Here is a 15,496-nt window from a genome sequence, read left to right as displayed (position 1 = left end):
ATGTTCACGCTGCAGGAGAGCATTTCCAAAGGAGGCCGACATGAACGACCACACCAAGATCATCGACCTCAATGCCCGCGTCCCCAATCGCCTGAAGCGCGTGACTGAGGACGGCATCTGGGAGAGGGTCTGCGAGGATGCCCTTCGGCCGACATTCGAGCTTCTTGGCAGCGACATCGAGAAGAAGGGCAGGCCAACCCGGACCGAGAAATTCGGAACCGATAGCTACTTCACGCGGCCCTTCATGCTGCTGACCTGGCACGGACAAAAGAGTCTCGACGGTCAGCAGATGGCGCTGCACTTCACCTACGGTGGCAACGGGGTCCTGGCCTTCGACCTCAGCGCCATCAAGACCGTGAACGGCGTCAAGATGCAGAGCAGCTACACGCGAAGGATCTTCAGCGTCGGCGACGGCGAGTTGATGACCAACGTGTTCCACATGTCGTCCATGGGGCTGGGCTATGCTGCAGCGCTGGAAGACATGCCGGCCGAGCCGGAATGGAGGATCATCCGCATCCCGCAGAACCGGATGAGCTGATGTCACCGCGTCCCGGCGAGGCGGCCATTGCTGATCAGGCGGAAGCCTGCGCGCAGCTGCTGCTCGAAGAGCATGTCCGGCAGGAAGGGCTTTCTGCCGGGCTTCAGGACGTCATCACCTCGCGCGGGATCTGCCTGACCCAACTCGGGACAGTCCATGAGATCATGCTGCGGCATGGCGCCGGCTACATCGCTGTCCACGGCCTCGCGCAGCTGAAGCGCGCCATTGCTGCGAGAGGTTTTGACCTTGCGGAGCATCAGCTCGCCCTTTTCCCAACCGACGCTTAACGAGAAGAATATTTCATGATCATCAAAGAGGCCGACGCGCGTGAGCGCGATCTGGAGGTGCTGAACCTGATTGCCGAGAGGAAGGATCTGCCGTCCGCGACCAAGGGGAGGGTCGAAGAACAGATCAAGGCGATCCGGATCGGTGTCGCCGGCGAGAAGGCGTCGGCCTACCACATCGACTTTACCTGCAAGGACAGCAGGAAGCTCGCCGTCATCCATGACCTCAGGCTGGATGTCGGAGGCAGGATTGCCCAGATCGACCACCTGGTGCTGCACTGGACGCTTTGGGGGTTCGTTTGTGAGAGCAAGAACTACAACGCAGGGCTTGCAGTCGATCAACAGGGTGATTTCACTGCCTTCTATGGCAAGATACCACGTGCTATTCCCTCGCCGGCAGAGCAGAACCGGAAGCACATCGCCGTCCTGTCGGACCTGCTTCGCACCGAAGACTTCCCCTTGCCGACCAGGCTCGGCTTCAAGATGCAGCCTGCCCTGAAGTCACTCATCATGGTCTCGCCCAGCTCGCGGATCACGATGCAGGGCAAATACGACAGCTTCAGCATCATCAAGGCAGACGCCTTCGACAGGACGCTGAAGGACACCTTCGACAATCTCCCTCTCACGCAGATCGCCAAGACGATCTCCAGCGAGAACCTGCGGGATCTCGCAGAAGCGATCGCCGCCAAGCATGTGCCGATCGAGTTCGACTGGTACGCGCGCTTTGGCCTGACCCCACCGGAGCCAGTGGTTCAGCCAGCCGTGCAGCAGCCCGGCGCTGACCAGCCTGCGAACGCTGCCAGCGGTATGAAGTGCGAAGGATGCACCGGCCCGCTGTCAAAGGCGGAGCACTTCTGGTGCATCAGGAACAAGGCCAAGTTCAACGGGAAACGGTTGTGTCGGAAGTGCCAGGCAGAGGTCGCGGCGAAAACCACCTGATTTGCCAGCGTCTGCTATGCGGGACAAAGCTGTCAAAGCCGAAACGGCATGATAGAGCACATCTATCTCCGCAGTCGGCGCATGGAGCCACGATATGAAGCTCGGCATCTCTTTAGCTCTAATCTTAGCCGCAGCACCCTACCTCGCAGAAACAGCGGCAGGATTTACCCATCTTCGTGACACCTCGGTGGCCGACCGGCCTCTATCGCTTTCGATATGGTATCCTTCGGAAGAACAAGCATGGGACACTATCGGAGGTAATGCTGTCTTCGAAGGGGCTACAGCCGCCTCGGATGCTCCCGTTCCGGAAGGAACACTCCCTGTGGTAGTGGTTTCGCACGGCGGCTTGCGATCAGCGACCGACTCTGGCGCGTGGCTCAGTTCATCCATAGCTAGAGCAGGCTATGTGGTTGTCGAGGTCAATGCGCCGCGGCCGGACAATGCGACTACTGCCGTGAACGAGATCTGGCAGAGGCCACAGGATATCCGCCGTGCCATAGATCTGGTGCTGGCTGACGAAGTGTGGGGGCCGCGGATTGATGAAAGCAAGGTCTCCGTTGCAGGATTTGCGCTTGGCGCGACCGCTGCCCTTTCCGTTGCCGGAGTAAAGATGGATAAAGCACGCTATCTGCGTTCCTGCGCCGCCGACAGCACCGCGGAAGGACCAGATTGCAGATGGTATGCCGCACAGGGCGTAGACCTGTCGGAAACCAGTGCAGATGGCTTGGCAGGGCTGGTCCCAGATCTTCGTGTGTCGTCGGTGATCGCTGTGAACCCCGAGTATTCGGTCGCTCTAAGTGCTGTCCCTGCCGGCGTGAGCGCGCTGCAGATTTCTCTCGGAGATCCTGGTCAAACATCAGGCGACGGCGAGATTGCTCAAGCCGTTGTCATACCCCAAGCATCCGCTTTAGACGCTTTCGCCGTTTGCACAGACGCTGGACCGGAGATCCTGATTGAGGAAGAGGGCGATCCGTCGCTCTGTGGCGTTTCGACAGAAGCACGCCGCGCCGTCCACCAGGAAGTCTCCGATATGATCATCTCCTTCCTCAGGATTGATCGGGAATAGGCGGGCGCTGACCGTCCGCAATGGGCTCTTTCGCGACCATCGGCGGACACGGAGGCCATCGCCAGGCTTACTTAGTTCTCGCCCTTCTTTGCCTCTGGCGCAGACAACAGCGCCATCCCGTAGGCTCGCGGCCCGATAAAGCTGTATCGCCGGTAGATCTGCCTGACGCGATGCAGCTTCCAAACCGGCTCATCATGGACGTTCTGCTGTCGGGCCAGTGGATAGCGCCGCCTGGTGAACTCCTCTGCGATTTCCTGAAACGTCAGTCCCTCCTTCCGCATCGTCTCGATCGTCGGGCCGAGGGTTGCGGCGAACCGGTCGGCGCGGAGCTTGCTGGTCATGACGCCGCGCTGCCTGGCTTGCCCCGCGTCCTTGGCCCGGGACGGATGAGCAAAACCCAACTTCACGCCGCGCTTGATTGCCTGTTGCAGTGCGGCTGACGTTCGCTGCGAGATCGCCTCGGCCTCATTCTCAGCGACGGCAGCCATGATGTGCATGGAGAGACGGTTCGCCGCCGGCATGTCGCAGGCCTCGATCTCAAGCCGGCTATCCGCCATGAGGGTGGAGATGAAGCTGACACTTCGGGCGAGGCGGTCCAGCTTGGCGATCAGAAGGACGGCTTTTGATCGCACGGCAATCGAGCGCGCGGCCCGCAGCTGGGGCCGCTGCGAGTTGCGGCCGGACTCGATCTCAGTGAACTCGGCAATCACTTCGGCGCCGCGGCTGCGGGCATGTCGCATCACCGCGTCGCGCTGCGCGTCGAGGCCGAGGCCCGAGTTGCCCTGCTTCTGGGTCGAGACGCGGTAGTAGGCGACATATTTCATCAGGCTCTCCGACTGAAACTGGCTTTTTGCCAACTGTGAACGTGGCGTGGGTATGGGTGATTTGCATGAAAGGGTTATGCCTAAGGGCCTGCACATGGCGCAAGGTGATCATGGTGTGGACCGCTTCGAAAGTGGTCCCTTTGGGCCGCTAGCCTCTGCCATCAACAGAAGTCCCGGTAGAACACGAAGCGGACACTGACTGACGTCCCGGCGCTCGAAGTGAATAGCTCATTGCTGACGCTCGCGGGTCCGGTCCGTCTGACTCCCGAAGGCTGCGATAGTCTCACAGCCGCAATTCGCCATAGGGCTGTCCCTCCCGATGGACCTTGTTGCACATCTCAGTGAGGGGGATTCACTGAGCGCGTCCTGAGGGTTAGGTCGAGGGCATGCCGAAGCCTTCCCCGATCCGCTACCGCACGACGAACTGGTCAAACTACAATGCGGCGCTGCGCAAGCGCGGCTCGCTGTCGGTCTGGTTCGATCCCGAGACGGTCTGGCACGCCGACAAGACCGGCAAGCGCGGGCGACCCGAGACCTTCTCGGACGCTGCCATCCAGACCTGCTTGACCCTGAAAGTGCTCTTCGGGCTTCCGCTCCGGCAGACGGTCGGACTGGTTGAAAGCCTGATCCAGATGGCGGGACTTGATTGGCCGGTTCCGGACTATTCGACGCTGTGCCGCCGGCAGGCGCGGATCGCGGTGCAGGTCCCGTATCGCGCGTCCGGGCAGCCCCTGAACCTGTTGATCGACAGCACCGGTATCAAGTTCCGCGGGGACGGCGAGTGGCAGACCCGCAAACATGGCCCGTCACGCCGGAGGCAATGGAGAAAGGTCCACCTCGCCATGGACGCGGGCACTGGGGATGTGCGCGCGGTCGAGTTGACCTCGAGCCGCCAAGGCGACAGCCCGCTGCTGCCGGAGCTTCTGGCGCAGATCCCGCCGGAAGAGACGATCGGCACGGTCACCGCAGATGGTGCTTACGATACACGACGATGCCATGGCGCGATCATCGACCGAGGCGCGGATGCCGTCATACCGATCCGGCGCAATGGCCGCGCCTGGAAAGAAGACTGTCCCGCTGCTGCCGCGCGAAATGAGATCCTGCGGGCAACCAGGCGCTTGGGCCGGGCGCTCTGGAAGAAGTGGACCGGCTATCACGCCCGAAGTCGGGTCGAAGCTTTGATGAACTGCCTGAAGCTCTTCGGCGAGAGGATCATGTCACGAGACCCCGCCCGCCAGACCGCCGAAATCCAGATCCGCATCGCCATCATGAACCGCTTCTCGGCCCTTGGCAGGGCCGAGATCGAAGCAGTCCGCTGAAGAATGGCGGGAAAGGGGGCAGTCATGCTCGGGGCTGATTTGCGCAACATCGCCAATACTAAGCAAAGGCATTTCGGAAATAGTAGCAGCTAATCCTGACGGCTTCTACAGAACGGCCGATCAAGTAGTTTCAAACGTTCAAGAAGCTTTCGACCTGCATAAGCAGAACATAGAGGCCCTTAAGAAAAAGCGCTGGAAGTTTCTCGGTCATGACATTGGAGGCTGGCTCGTAACCGGATCCTTGGAAATTGGAGCAGCGGCGCTCGGAACTCCGGCCATGGGATTAGGAGCCCTCGTGGCGCAAAATACCTTCGATCTACCTAAGCTTAAAGATCTTCCGAAGGGGAATCGAGAAACAAAATCAGCACTGGATCATGCCAAGAGTTCGCCGGTTGGCCTTCTTTTCAGCCACAGGCCAAAGTGACGGACGGATCCGCAGATCTGAGCGTGTCAGCCACGTGGGCTCGAGAGAGATGCTCGCCGTATACTGACACCCAGCTATTTCGGCGTTGATGTCGGCGAATGCCGGGAATGTCTCGCATAGATGCCGGACAGCCCACGCGCTGCTCCGACCGCTTTGAGACCTTCCGGTCATCCACCTCACCTGCAGACTTACGTTCTTCACTCAAGGGCAGCTAGGCCCAGCATCCGAAGAGCGGCCTGACGGCAGTGCAGCATGGCGAGCACCTAAAATTGCGGAAGCGGCCCTTCACCGGTGCCGGGTGCGTCCGGTAGCTTGGCTGAGCCAGGGGGTGAGGCTCTCCGTCAGCGCAGCCGCTTGGCCTGCGCAACCTCCTCAGCGTTGACCGCCAACTGCAAGAGCCGGTGGCGCAACACATCTAACTGGCCCCCTCGGAGGTTTGGCTGAAGAGTTTTCCCCAAGCGGTAGAGGGCTGCGAAATCCTGGATGCTTCGAATGGCGTTCTCAAGAGATAAAGCTCCAACTGCTCCGCGATCCTGATCGAGCCATCGAACAACCTGCATCACCCGCGCACTGTCCGCCTGTCCAAGCAGCTGACGGAAGAACGCTGCTTGGAGCGGCTTGGGCACGCGGGCATTTAGGAGATCAGGAACCATTACAGAGGGCCATTTTTTATCGATGATGGCATAGGCAATTCGCTCAGCTTGGTCGTTTTGAAGGTCATATTCGGCTTCGGTAAGCATCTTTAGAACAATGCTTGCGTCGGTGACTGAATTCACGAAGCTTTCTATAGCTGCCGGATGGACCTTTCGGTGACGAGAAAGCTCTGCCGCCGTAGCGATCATGGACTGAAAGCCCCCTTTATCGAGTATCCACCAAGTGTCCAGATCGCGGGTCGGTCTCATCCGAGCAATTAGCTCGCCGAGCCGTGAACCGGCTTCTGCTTTGTACTGGAGAGTGAGCGTGTTTATTACTGCACCATCTACCGGGCACTGAATATCACCAAACAATTGGAACAGCTTCCCGAAAAACGGCATCGATACCTCTGAAAGGTGACCGCTTAGTCGGTGAAGAGCAACGCTCATATAGTCGCTCCCGAACTGATTATCCGGGTTGATACTGGTGGATTTCAAAAAGGGGTCCAAAAGAACAGATCGCAGCGTATCTTCAAACGAAATTGGCGCTTCGAAATCATGAGGGACGGGTGTTCTATCTTGATCTGAGTATGGCGAAATGTCTGCATTGGCATTCTGCTCAATAAAACGCGCGATCATCTCCAAGCGAACGTCTCTCATTTTTTTGCGGTTCGTCTGTTGCCGCTCATGCTCCCTCCCGCTACGGAGCTGCCGCCTCTGCTGCTCCGTTAGAAGTGCGCCCTCAAACTGCGTTCCGAGACCGACGAGGAAGGAAACGTCTTGTGATCGCAGGTCAACTCCCGTGAGATCCGCGCCAAGATACATGATCATTGGGTCCTGACCTGCAATCTCCGCAAGCTCACGCAGGTCATCTGTGTCAGCGCGCAGAAGGGTCTCAGCGGTTGAAATCGCCTTCATCAGCGACGGGGATAGTTGCGTCATAAATGGTTAGCTCCGAAAATCGATCAGACAGATCCCCGACCAGCAGACCTTCCCGGAGTATCTGCTCCTTTAAAAAGGCTTCGGCGGCTTTCATTCTGGCCTTATGACCGGGGCGACTGAGCAGAGCCCCGTTTTCTTCCTCATCTTTAAGCTGGATCTCGTATATGTCGATGTCTTCCCGCAGGCATCGAACCTCTACCCGTGAAACGGGAGGAAAGCCCTTCTCCGTGTCCTTCTGAACTACATGGGGAGGACGCAGGTCTTGTAGAACCAGGCGCGGTTCCTGCTCTCCATCCCAAACTGATCCATGCAGTCTCCCATTCGGCAGCGACTTGCCGTCAAGCTCCCATGCCCAGTGTCCATCTCGGGAATGCTTGTTAAGCTCGTGATAAGCGCTCACTTCCTGCGTCGACGTGGTCTCCTTCTTCTTCTCGATAGTAGCAGACCCATCGAACGCGCCCGACACGGCTGAAATCGCTGCTTGAATGCCAACGCCCAGCTTGGCAGATCTTGTTGCTGTTGTTTGGACAGTGCTCGGGCTAATTGGATTTTGAAACCGGATACTAGAGCGTGCAATGTGGAAGTAGCGGCGTGAAGGGGCTAGGAATACTACTTCGCACTTCCTGACCGCTAGCTTGAACGTAATATTTGAGCTTTCGCCGCCGCTAATTCTCTCTTCGCTGAAGCTGGCGTTCGCGTGGAAGGAGAAGTTGGCCTCATCGCCGGGCAGCCTCCTAAACCATGCGGCAATGGCGACTAGCTGACGAAGAGATCTATGGGTGTTGTTGCTGGGCTTGTGATCATGGCTTTCGTCATCCACTTAAAGCTACCTCACCATTTAGGGCCTCATAATGGTCAGGCTCACGAAGTTGGGTCAACAGGTTATGACACTTTGTCCCCGCGCCGGCTTTTCGATGGCAGGCCTTCGCCCGCGGCCCGCATTTCACCGGAAGTTCTTGGCCTTCACCTTCACGCTGTCGATGTGCCGGTCCGGGATGTAGATGTCCCGCGGCCGGGGCCCCTCTGTCGCCTCCACCCGAGGGTCCGGCGCGGGGGCGCCGCGGTGAAACTCGTCGCCGCGCCCGTGGGGCAGGGGGAAGCTGCCGCCGCGGTTGCCGACGCTGGCCAGTTCCGCCGAGAGATCGACGATGCGGTGGGCCACGTGATGGACCACCTCGCCCTCGCGCTGCACCCGGCCCACCACGCCGATCATGCTGGCGCCAAGGATGATCCGGCGGTGTGCCTCGAAGACCTTGGGCCAGACCACCAGGTTCGCCACGCCCGTCTCGTCCTCCAAGGTGATGAACATGACGCCCTTGGCCGAGCCGGGGCGCTGGCGAACGAGAACGATGCCGGCCAGCTTGCACCAGCGGCGGTTGCGCGTGGCCATGGCCTCGGCGCAGGTAATCGCGCCGCGGCGAGCAAGGCCTTGGCGCAGGAAGGCAACAGGGTGGCGGCGCAGCGACAGGCCGGTATGGCCATAGTCTTCGACCACCTCGCGACCCGCCGTCATCGGCCGCAGGGCCACGCCGGGCTCATTGGCCTCGGGCAGCGTCTCGCCCTCCCGGCCGGCGACGGCTGCGAAGAGCGGCAGCTCCTCGTCGCCCAGGCCCTTCAGGTGCCAGAGCGCCTCGCGCCGGCCGAGGCGCAGGGCAGGGCGGAAGCCGTCGGCCTCGGCAATCCGGGTGAGGCTGGCAATCGGCACCCGCACCCGGCGCCAGAGATCCTCGATCGAGCCGAAGGGCTGGTCGGCACGCTGCAGGACGATGGCGGCGGCATGAAGGTTGGCCAGGCCCTTGACCATGCGCAGCCCGAGCCGGACGGCAAAGCGGCTCTCGTTCCCGGTCGGCTCCAGGGTGCAGTCCCAGTGCGAGGAATTGATGCAGACCGGGCGGATCTCCACGCCGTGCTGTTGCGCGTCCCGCACGATCTGCGCCGGGGCGTAAAAGCCCATCGGCTGGCTGTTCAGCAGCGCCGCGCAGAAGACGTCCGGATGCCAGCACTTCAGCCAGGATGAAGCATAGGAGATCAGCGCGAAGCTGGCCGCGTGGCTTTCGGGAAAGCCGTAGGAGCCGAAGCCTTCCAGCTGCCGGAAGGTGCGCTCGGCAAAGTCCGGCGCGTAGCCGCGGTCGATCATGCCCTGCACCAGCTTGTTGCGGAAGCGCGAGACGCCGCCGGTGAACTTGAAGGTCGCCATGGACTTCCTGAGCATGTCGGCCTCGCCCGGTGTGAAGCCCGCGCATTCGATGGCCACCCGCATGGCCTGCTCCTGGAAGAGAGGCACCCCGAGCGTCTTGCCCAGCACCTTCTCCAGCTCCGGCGTCGGAAACTCCACCGGCTCCAGCCCCTCCCGCCGGCGCAGGTAGGGGTGAACCATGTCGCCCTGGATCGGCCCGGGCCGCACGATCGCCACCTGCACCACGAGATCGTAGAAGGTGCGCGGCTTGATGCGGGGCAGCATCGCCATCTGCGCCCGGCTCTCGATCTGGAAGGTGCCGAGCGTGTCGGCCTTGCGGATCATTGCATAGGTGCGCGGATCCTCGGCCGGGATGGTGGCCAGGTCGTGGCGGATGCCCTTGTGCCCGGCCAGCAGCTCCAGCCCCTTGGCCATGCAGGTCAGCATGCCGAGCGCCAGCACGTCGACCTTCATGAACTTCAGCGCCTCGATGTCATCCTTGTCCCATTCGATGATCTGGCGGTCCTGCATCGCCGCGGGCTCGATCGGCACCAGGTCATCCAGCCGGTCATGGGTCAGCACGAAGCCGCCCGGATGTTGGCTGAGGTGCCGCGGCGTGCCGTGCAGTTCCGCCGCCAGCTCCAGCGTCAGCCGCAGGCGCCGGTCGGCGGGATTGAGCCCCAGCCCCCGGATCTGCTCGTCGCTCACCCCTTCCTCCGACCAGGACCAGATCTGGCTGGAGATCGACTGGATGAGGTCTTCGGGAAGTCCGAGCGCCTTGCCCACGTCGCGCAGGGCGCCCTTGGTGCGGTAGCGGATCACCACGGCCGTCAGCGCGGCGCGGTCGCGGCCATAAGTCTCGTAGATCCACTGGATGACCTCTTCGCGCCGCTCATGCTCGAAATCCACGTCGATGTCAGGCGGCTCGCGCCGCTCCTCGCTCACGAAACGCTCAAAGAGAAGATCGTTGCGGCCCGGATCGATCGAGGTGATGCCGAGGACGTAGCAGACGGCGGAGTTCGCCGCCGAGCCGCGCCCCTGGCAGAGGATGCCGCGCCCGCGCGCAAAGCGCACGATGCTGTTCACCGTCAGGAAATAGGGCGCGTAGTCCAGTTTTTCGATCAGGCGCAGCTCGTGCTTCAGCGAGGCCACGACGTCATCCGGGATGCCCTCGGGATAGCGCGCCTTCGCGCCCTCCCAGGTCACTGCTTCCAGCGTCTGCTGCGCCGTCAGGGCCGGATCGTCGCGCTCCTCGGGATACTGGTAGCTGAGCTCGTCGAGCGAGAACCGGCAGCGCGCGGCGATCTCGGCCGTCCGCGCCAGCGCCTCCGGGTCGCGCGGGAAGAGCCGGTGCATCTCCGCCGGCGGCTTCAGGTAGCGGTCGGCGTGACGCTCGCGGCGAAAGCCCAGGGCATCGACCGTCGCGCCCACACGGATCGCCGTCACCACGTCCTGCAGGATGCGGCGGCCGGGCACGTGGAAGAGAACATCGTTCGTCACCACCGTCGGCACCCGCAGACGCGCTGCGAGGTTCGACAGCTCGTGGAGCCGCAGCTGGTCATTCGGCCGCCGCCGCAGGGTCAGCGCCAGATAGGCCCGGTCACCGAAGGTGTCGCGCAGGCGACGCAGCCGCAAGGCACAGTCGTCGTCGGCGAGATCCGGGACCAGGACCGCGATCAGCCCCTCCGCATAGAGGACCAGATCGGCCCATTCCAGGCGGCACCTGCCCTTGCCCGCGCGCGACTTGCCCAGGGACAGGAGCCGGCAGAGGCGCGAGTAGGCGGGGCGATCCGTCGGATAGACCAGCACCGACATGCCGCAGGCGAGGTCCAGGCGGCAGCCGACGATCAGGCGGATGCCGGTGTCCCGCGCGGCCTCATGCGCCCGCACGATGCCCGCCAGCGAGTTGCGGTCGGTGACGGCCATGGCCTCGATGCCCATGAGCGCCGCCGTGGCGAACAGCTCCTCGGCCGAGGAGGCACCGCGCAGGAACGAGAAGTGCGAACTGACCTGCAACTCGACATAGCGGCTCATCCGAAGACCCCGTGCAGGAACCAGCGATGCGACCCGGTATCCAGGTTCTCCCCGTCCCCCGCGCGGAAGATCCAGAAGCGCTCCCCCGCCTCATCCTCGATGCGGAAGTAGTCGCGCACCGCGATCAGCTCGGCATCGCGCTTCCACCATTCCCCGAAGACCCGTTCCGGCCCGTCGGCGCAGCGGACCCGCCGGCGGACGCCGCGCCAGGCGATCCAGTTCGGCGGATGGTCGGGCAGCAGCGCGAGTGTCTCGATAGGCTCGGGGCGGGGCAGGAGGCGCGAGGGGCGCGGCCAGTGATCCGGCCAGCCTGCGCCGACCGGCTCGGCCAGCGCCCCGATGCGCGTGACCGATCGCTCCGGCACGTCGCTCGACACCGGCGCCATGCGGTAGACAGACCGGGCGCCCACGCGATTGGCCAGCGTGTCGATGAGACCCGAGAGGTCCGGGGCCTCTTCCTCCAGCAGGGAGGTCGCCGCCTGGCGAGGGGCCAGCGGCTCGGCGATGGAAGCGGTCAGTGTCATGATCTCGATGCCGAAGCCGGGGGCGATCGTCTCGATCCTGTCGCAGAGAAGGCGCGTCAGGCGCTTGGGATCGCGCTGCGGGACGGCGAGCCCCACGCGCACCGTCTCGATCCGGTTGTCCACCCGGTAGCAGAGGAGATCGAGGCGCCGGGCGCCCAGGCCCTTTTCCTCCAGCGCCGTGCAGAGCTGCGGAACCAGCTTGCCGATATAGCGGGCGATGGTCTCGGCCGCACCGATGGGCTCGGCAAAGGCCCGACGCACCTCCACCACCCCCTCCGGGCGGAGCGGCTCGATCGGCTCAGACGCTTCCCCAAGCGCCTGGTCGAGCCGGCGGCAGAGTTCACGCCCGAAACGGCGGGTGAGCGGTGCGCGGGGCTGGGACATGAGGTCACCGATCGTGACGAAGCCCAGGGTGCGCAGTCCGGCCGCAACGGCCTGCGGCAGCCGCAATGCCTCAAGGGGCAGGGCTGCGATTGCCGCCTCCGTCGTGCCGGGGTCGGCGGTCGCAGCAGGATCCGCCGCAAAGCGTGCCAGGGCATGTGCCGCCCCCCAGGTGTCGGCGATGGCGGCGCGGGCGGTGATGCCCGAGAGGGTGAGGCGTCCCAGAAGCGCCTCCAGCATGGCCGCCTCGCCGCCGTGGAGAGGGTCGGCGCCGGTGGAGTCGATCACCACGCCGTCGGGCAGGTCGGAGGCCACGATGGGGCTGAACCGCTGCAGGATCCAGAGCGCCAGCCGGTCCAGGCTGGCGGCATCCTCGCGGGGGTTGGCCAGCTCCACGCGCAGATCGGGGACCAGGGCCTGCGCCTTGGTCACGGGCATGCCCACGCGCAGCCCCGCACCTTGGGCGGCCGGACAGGCTGCCGTCACGAGACGCCGGTTGCCCACGCGGCCCGCCACGATCAGGGGCGCCTCAGCCGAAGGCGCTGACGCGTCCTCCTGCCGTCGCAGCCGATCCACGGGCCACATCGGCAGGAAGACCGAGATGACCCGTGCCATCACATGCCTCCAGTTCGAGATCGAAGGAATCGCCCGCCCGTGCGCGGATCAGCTCGATCAGCCAGCGGGCGCGTCCCACGCCCGGTACCGGCAGGGGCGTCGACGGCAGCACCGAGATCCGCCAGCGGGTCATCGCCGCCGTCGGCTGGCCGAAGTCGCTGGCATCCGCCTGCCTGCGCCAGCGCCTGAGCGCGATCCCCAGGGTGCCGGTGCCCTTGGCGGCCAGGTGAAGCCGGCGCGACGCGGTCATCGACAGATGCGCCACATCGCCCACAACGGCAGCCAGCCCTCCATGCCGCAGGCCCTCTTCCATCGAGGCTAGAACCGATCTGTCGTCGCCCGCTTCCACGTAGATCACCCGGTCGGGCGGCAGGCCGGCCTGCTCAAGCCCCGGGGCGAAGAGATCGGCTTGGGTGACGCACCAGAGGACAGGGCCGGGCAGGCGGGCCGCGATACCGGCGGCAAAAGAACTGGCCGCCGCGCCATCCACAGCACCATTCCCGCCGCCCGCCACTTCATGAAGGCAGCCGAGGGCCAGCCCGCCTTGCGGCAGGCGTTTATCGAGGGCCGCCACTCCGAAGGGCAGCACAGCCTGCACCCGCGCCCCATCGCCCTCGAGCCGGGAGATTTTCTGGCGCAAGGCCGCGATGGCGGAACTGCTGTTGCCGGGCGGCATGACGGAGCGGGCTCCTCTGGACGTGAAACACCAAAGCGGTGTGTTCCCTTTTTGTTCCTTTGGTCCCGCTGTGTCAACCTGGCCGGATTTCGGAGCAACCGTACCGTCGCCAGAAAAGCATGAGAATGACCTGCAAGGTTGCCTTGATTTCCGCAATGGGTTTTCTGACACTTCGGTGATGCGCTGGCTGTGACCTCCATCGCTTCGTGGCGGGGTTTCTCCAGGCTAGGTGGCAGTCTTCCGGCGCCTGAGAGTGCGGTAGACGGTGGGCCGGGACACCGAGAAGGGCTCGGCCAAATCGCTGATGCTGTAGTCGCCGGTATCGCGCATGCGCCTGAGCTCCCTCTGCTGGCGCTCAGAAAACTTGGGCTGCTTGCCTCGGAGCCGACCTCGGAATGTCGATGGGCGACTTGCGCACATTCTCGGAGAGGCAAAGCCGTCATCTTGCAAAACTCGTTGTTAAGATCGAATGGATCGCTACCCCAGAAGGCAAGTTGGAGTTCGAGAGGATGTATCCCCGGTCGCGTCACGTTTGGGCACACCCGCAGGTGACAGGAAAATGTGACAGCCCAAAACGTCACATATAAGTGTCGCGGTAACATTTGTGACAGTATCAGGGTGTCAGCCACCCTAACGTTACGGATTGCCCATGCCCCGGATTGGATATGCCCGCATCAGCACCACGAGTCAGGACCTCGACATCCAGAAAGCAAAGCTGAAGGAAGCAGGCTGCGAGATCATTCGTTCGGAGATCGGTTCCGGCGCGTCCTGCGATAACCGCACCGAACTGGCGACCGTTCTAGAGTTTCTGCGCGTGGGCGACGAGCTGGTCGTGCATCGCCTGGACCGGCTCGGTCGCTCGACGCGCGATGTGCTGAACCTGGTGCATGAGCTGGACGCCAAGGGGGCGTCGCTTCGTGTTCTCGAACCGGAAGTCAGCACCGCAGGCGACATGGGCCGCATGGTCATCACCGTCCTTGGCATGGTGGCCGACATGGAGTTGAAGTTCATCCGCGACCGTCAGCGCGCCGGGATCGAAGCGGCGAAAAGCAGGGGAACCTACAAGGGACGACAGAAGCGGGTGGATGACGCGGAAATCCGCAGGCTGGCATTGCAGGGCGTCTCCAAAGCTCAGATTGCGCGCGATCTCGACGTGTCCCGCATGACGGTCTATCGGGCACTGGAGGTCAAAGATGCCCGAAGCGGACATAAAAATTGAATAGGGCGAGCGGCAGCTATGCGGGACGCTTGATCCTTGCCGCGCCTGCGGATGTTTTAGTGCGCCGGGCGAGAAGTAGACTAATTCAGATGGAGAGGCTCAGAAGGCGTAGCGCAGGCCTGCGAGTAGGTCGAAGGTCTCGAGCTTGCCATCGAAGTTATCCCCGCCCGGGCCGTCGAACCTGCCCGACTCGGTCTGGAACCAGCGTCCCTCGGCATAGAACGTGACATTGGGGTTCAGTTCGTAGCCAACGCCGCCGATCAGCTGGTAAGCGAGCAACGTATCGGCGTCGTAATTCTGGCCGGGGACGCTCGTCTCCACGTTGACCCCGCCGATGCCGCCGCCGAGATAGGGCCGGATCGCCCCGGTCGCGCCCATCCCGTCGAACATGTATATCGCGTTGAACATGAGGGCGTTGGCAGAGGTGTCGCCGTCCGCCCTGGCGCTTTCGTCATCCTCATCACGATCCGTGATGGCGGCATCGGCGCTGCGGTAGGCGTATTCGATCTCCATCGAGATATTCGGCGTGAAGGCCGCGCCAACCGCGACGCCTAGAGTATGCCCGGTCTCGTAGTCGAAGCTGGGGCGGGCGATCTGCTCGCCGTCCTCCCTGAGGGTGGTTTCAAAGTTCGACGGCCAGGTCGTGCCTCCAAAACCTTTGACGTAAATATCTCCCTGCGACAGCGTCTGAGCGGACGCCATCCCCGCGCCCCCCGCCAGCGCCGCGATCGCCACTGCTGCAGTCAAAGGCGCTTGTTTCATAGACTTTTCCCTTTCCCTCTTCTTCACCCAAACTCATTTTAAGTTATGTCAGGGCGATCAATTTGTGAGCGATTCTTCGAGGCGCGGGGAATTTAACAGAGAAAGCCTTCGGTTTGGGCCCCGCGGGTTGCCGGAGCATTA

14 protein-coding genes and 1 pseudogene are annotated in these 15,496 nt (G+C 62.9%); 7 read left to right on the top strand and 8 right to left on the bottom strand.

The genetic code is table 11. The features are described 5' to 3' along the window. Positions 1–40 precede the first annotated feature (40 nt). The 4 genes from ACNR9W_RS17880 to ACNR9W_RS17865 all read left to right on the top strand — a co-directional run bounded on the left by ACNR9W_RS17880 (position 41) and on the right by ACNR9W_RS17865 (position 2,827). Entirely contained in the window at positions 41–538 is a 498-nt protein-coding gene (locus tag ACNR9W_RS17880; RefSeq protein WP_419270814.1) for a hypothetical protein, read from the top strand. Further along, positions 499–825 (top strand): hypothetical protein, encoded by a 327-nt coding sequence (locus ACNR9W_RS17875; RefSeq protein ID WP_419270812.1) that lies wholly within the window; start codon positions 499–501, stop codon positions 823–825. Before ACNR9W_RS17880 ends, ACNR9W_RS17875 begins: the two co-directional genes overlap by 40 nt. A gap of 15 nt (positions 826–840) precedes the next feature. After that, entirely contained in the window at positions 841–1,761 is a 921-nt protein-coding gene (locus tag ACNR9W_RS17870) for a nuclease-related domain-containing protein (RefSeq protein WP_419270810.1), read from the top strand. Between the two features lie 94 nt (positions 1,762–1,855). Next, the gene (locus ACNR9W_RS17865) at positions 1,856–2,827 is read left to right on the top strand and encodes an alpha/beta hydrolase family protein (RefSeq protein WP_419270808.1); all 972 of its coding nucleotides are present in this window, start codon (positions 1,856–1,858) and stop codon (positions 2,825–2,827) included. A gap of 71 nt (positions 2,828–2,898) precedes the next feature. On the opposite strand, the gene ACNR9W_RS17860 is transcribed toward ACNR9W_RS17865, so the two are convergent. Next, on the bottom strand, positions 2,899–3,684 hold the full coding sequence (locus tag ACNR9W_RS17860) for a recombinase family protein (RefSeq protein ID WP_458478864.1): 786 nt from the start codon (positions 3,682–3,684) through the stop codon (positions 2,899–2,901). A 353-nt stretch (positions 3,685–4,037) separates the two neighbouring features. Between ACNR9W_RS17860 and ACNR9W_RS17855 the strand changes: the two genes are divergently transcribed. Next, positions 4,038–4,970 carry an IS5 family transposase gene (locus ACNR9W_RS17855; protein WP_419270803.1) on the top strand — a complete coding sequence of 311 codons (933 nt, stop codon included), beginning with the start codon at positions 4,038–4,040 and terminating at the stop codon, positions 4,968–4,970. 765 nt (positions 4,971–5,735) lie between these two features. Here the strand turns inward: ACNR9W_RS17855 and ACNR9W_RS17850 are convergent. The 5 genes from ACNR9W_RS17850 to ACNR9W_RS17830 all read right to left on the bottom strand — a co-directional run bounded on the left by ACNR9W_RS17850 (position 5,736) and on the right by ACNR9W_RS17830 (position 13,374). Beyond that, entirely contained in the window at positions 5,736–6,944 is a 1,209-nt protein-coding gene (locus ACNR9W_RS17850) for a hypothetical protein (protein ID WP_419270801.1), read from the bottom strand. Further along, complete coding sequence (locus tag ACNR9W_RS17845) at positions 6,922–7,788, bottom strand: hypothetical protein (protein WP_419270799.1); 867 nt, start codon at positions 7,786–7,788, stop codon at positions 6,922–6,924. The genes ACNR9W_RS17850 and ACNR9W_RS17845 overlap by 23 nt, the downstream gene beginning before the upstream one ends. A gap of 123 nt (positions 7,789–7,911) precedes the next feature. After that, a complete protein-coding gene (locus ACNR9W_RS17840) occupies positions 7,912–11,178 on the bottom strand; it encodes an error-prone DNA polymerase (RefSeq protein ID WP_419270797.1) in 3,267 nt (1,088 codons plus the stop codon). After that, entirely contained in the window at positions 11,175–12,698 is a 1,524-nt protein-coding gene (locus ACNR9W_RS17835; protein ID WP_419270795.1) for a Y-family DNA polymerase, read from the bottom strand. Before ACNR9W_RS17835 ends, ACNR9W_RS17840 begins: the two co-directional genes overlap by 4 nt. Beyond that, on the bottom strand, positions 12,613–13,374 hold the full coding sequence (locus ACNR9W_RS17830) for an ImuA family protein (protein ID WP_458478861.1): 762 nt from the start codon (positions 13,372–13,374) through the stop codon (positions 12,613–12,615). The genes ACNR9W_RS17835 and ACNR9W_RS17830 overlap by 86 nt, the downstream gene beginning before the upstream one ends. Between ACNR9W_RS17830 and ACNR9W_RS17825 the strand changes: the two genes are divergently transcribed. After that, the gene (locus ACNR9W_RS17825) at positions 13,346–13,567 is read left to right on the top strand and encodes a hypothetical protein (protein ID WP_419270790.1); all 222 of its coding nucleotides are present in this window, start codon (positions 13,346–13,348) and stop codon (positions 13,565–13,567) included. The two genes, ACNR9W_RS17830 and ACNR9W_RS17825, sit on opposite strands and share 29 nt — an antisense overlap. Positions 13,568–13,599: 32 nt before the next feature. On the opposite strand, the pseudogene ACNR9W_RS17820 reads toward ACNR9W_RS17825, so the two are convergent. After that, positions 13,600–13,767, bottom strand: a pseudogene (locus tag ACNR9W_RS17820) (helix-turn-helix domain-containing protein); the annotation flags it as partial. Between the two features lie 256 nt (positions 13,768–14,023). On the opposite strand from ACNR9W_RS17820, the gene ACNR9W_RS17815 reads away from it, so the two are divergent. Next, entirely contained in the window at positions 14,024–14,593 is a 570-nt protein-coding gene (locus tag ACNR9W_RS17815) for a recombinase family protein (protein WP_419270785.1), read from the top strand. 99 nt (positions 14,594–14,692) lie between these two features. On the opposite strand, the gene ACNR9W_RS17810 is transcribed toward ACNR9W_RS17815, so the two are convergent. Further along, a complete protein-coding gene (locus ACNR9W_RS17810) occupies positions 14,693–15,355 on the bottom strand; it encodes an outer membrane protein (protein ID WP_419270783.1) in 663 nt (220 codons plus the stop codon). Between the last annotated feature and the right edge of the window lie 141 nt (positions 15,356–15,496).

This window comes from Paracoccus sp. T5, assembly GCF_048538155.2.
Classification (GTDB): Bacteria; Pseudomonadota; Alphaproteobacteria; order Rhodobacterales; family Rhodobacteraceae; genus Paracoccus.
The sequence above is the reverse complement of the archived record's forward strand: the minus strand, read 5'-3'. Positions and strand labels throughout refer to the sequence as shown.

Coding starts and splice junctions, on each gene's coding strand:
- ACNR9W_RS17880 (WP_419270814.1), top strand. CDS start 41: ATGAACGACCACACCAAGATCATCGACCTCAATGCCCGCGTCCCCAAT.
- ACNR9W_RS17875 (WP_419270812.1), top strand. CDS start 499: ATGGAGGATCATCCGCATCCCGCAGAACCGGATGAGCTGATGTCACCG.
- ACNR9W_RS17870 (WP_419270810.1), top strand. CDS start 841: ATGATCATCAAAGAGGCCGACGCGCGTGAGCGCGATCTGGAGGTGCTG.
- ACNR9W_RS17865 (WP_419270808.1), top strand. CDS start 1,856: ATGAAGCTCGGCATCTCTTTAGCTCTAATCTTAGCCGCAGCACCCTAC.
- ACNR9W_RS17855 (WP_419270803.1), top strand. CDS start 4,038: ATGCCGAAGCCTTCCCCGATCCGCTACCGCACGACGAACTGGTCAAAC.
- ACNR9W_RS17850 (WP_419270801.1), bottom strand. CDS start 6,944: ATGAAGGCGATTTCAACCGCTGAGACCCTTCTGCGCGCTGACACAGAT.
- ACNR9W_RS17840 (WP_419270797.1), bottom strand. CDS start 11,178: ATGAGCCGCTATGTCGAGTTGCAGGTCAGTTCGCACTTCTCGTTCCTG.
- ACNR9W_RS17835 (WP_419270795.1), bottom strand. CDS start 12,698: ATGGCACGGGTCATCTCGGTCTTCCTGCCGATGTGGCCCGTGGATCGG.
- ACNR9W_RS17825 (WP_419270790.1), top strand. CDS start 13,346: ATGGCGGAACTGCTGTTGCCGGGCGGCATGACGGAGCGGGCTCCTCTG.
- ACNR9W_RS17830 (WP_458478861.1), bottom strand. CDS start 13,374: ATGCCGCCCGGCAACAGCAGTTCCGCCATCGCGGCCTTGCGCCAGAAA.
- ACNR9W_RS17815 (WP_419270785.1), top strand. CDS start 14,024: ATGCCCCGGATTGGATATGCCCGCATCAGCACCACGAGTCAGGACCTC.
- ACNR9W_RS17810 (WP_419270783.1), bottom strand. CDS start 15,355: ATGAAACAAGCGCCTTTGACTGCAGCAGTGGCGATCGCGGCGCTGGCG.